Origin of the sequence: Microbulbifer mangrovi (genome assembly GCF_002009015.1) — a bacterium.
Lineage (GTDB): Bacteria > Pseudomonadota > Gammaproteobacteria > Pseudomonadales > Cellvibrionaceae > Microbulbifer > Microbulbifer mangrovi.
In genome coordinates this window covers 1-1,193 of the sequence record NZ_LZDE01000105.1, presented here as the reverse complement: position 1 = coordinate 1,193, position 1,193 = coordinate 1, and the positions used below count along the sequence as shown (strand labels likewise).

The following is a 1,193-nucleotide window of genomic DNA, read 5'->3' as shown; positions in this document are numbered from 1 at the left end:
TCGCCTTTGTTGACGTAGTTGATCGCCGTAGCGCCATTTATGCTGTAGACACTGATGGCTTGTGGCTGACCATCGGCAAAGGTGCCGCCCACGGCGTCGAAGCTTTCCGCTTCTACGGTGATACTCGATCCAGAGCCTGGAGGCGGTGAGCCGCCATCCTCAACCTTGGTAAAACGGATTTCGTCACCGTTCCACTGCCAGGCACTGCCTCCTGAGCTTTGGACCCGGATGGTGTGATCACCTGGCGTGGCGATGTAGATGGGGTTAGCGAGAGAAAAGCTGCTGTATTGCTCCCAGCCGCCGGTACTGCTGATCGAAACGGTGCCTACATAGCTGCTGTCGACGCTAATGTCAGCGCCAAGCCCACTGGACTCCGGTGAGGCTGTGACCAATTCGACCTGGTAGCTTCCAGATTCTGGAAAGTTGACTGTGTAATCACCCCAATCCCCGAGGGTGTTGTAATTGATGTTGTCTCCGTTTGGATTGAAGCCGATTATGCTATCGCCGCCGACTGCAGTACCGTCTTTACCAGTTGTGGAAAAACTGGCCATCTCTTTGACAGTGGCATTACCTGAACCATTGCCCGTATTCGGAACAGGTTTGTAAAAGCGCACCCAGTCGACGAGGAATTTGTTGCGTGTCGGGTCTGCCAGTTCAGCATCTGTCGGTGGCTCTGTGCCCTGTGTATCGCGCCAGCCTTGATGTTCCGCATCAAAAATAGCCTGCATGGGTTTGTTAAGGCCGGCACCTCCGGTATAGCCGTTGGGGTCGATCATCGCGACGCCGGAAGTTACTCGGGCGAGTTCGCCATTGACGTAGTACTCCAGTGTCCAGGGGTCTTTCCAGTAGGTGCCTACACGAACAAAGTCATCGCGCCAGCTGCTGCCATCTTCTGTGGCATACCAGGTGCCGGCATCTTTGGGCTGGTAATCCTGAAACGGATCGCGGATGAATACGTGGTGGCTGAGGTGGATGCGCTGGTCAAACCAGGCCTCGCTGGGACGGTCGCTGCCGTATGTTTCAAGCGTGTCGATTTCCTGTGTGGAATCAGCACTTAGCAACCAGAAAGCATTGGCAAGCGTCAGGTTAGTAATTTTTACCCGAGCTTCCATGTATAGCGGGTAAGTCAGACTCTCTTTGGAGTGGATCGCACCGGTATAGATTTTGTTGGTGCCCGGCTTGCGGCTCGCCTT

Annotated in this window: 1 protein-coding gene; it reads right to left on the bottom strand. The window is 54.7% G+C overall.

All coding sequences use genetic code 11. From position 1 onward, the window contains the following. The coding region (locus B4U49_RS00505) for a carbohydrate-binding protein (protein ID WP_143735438.1) at positions 1-1,193 on the bottom strand (1,193 nt) is incomplete at both ends.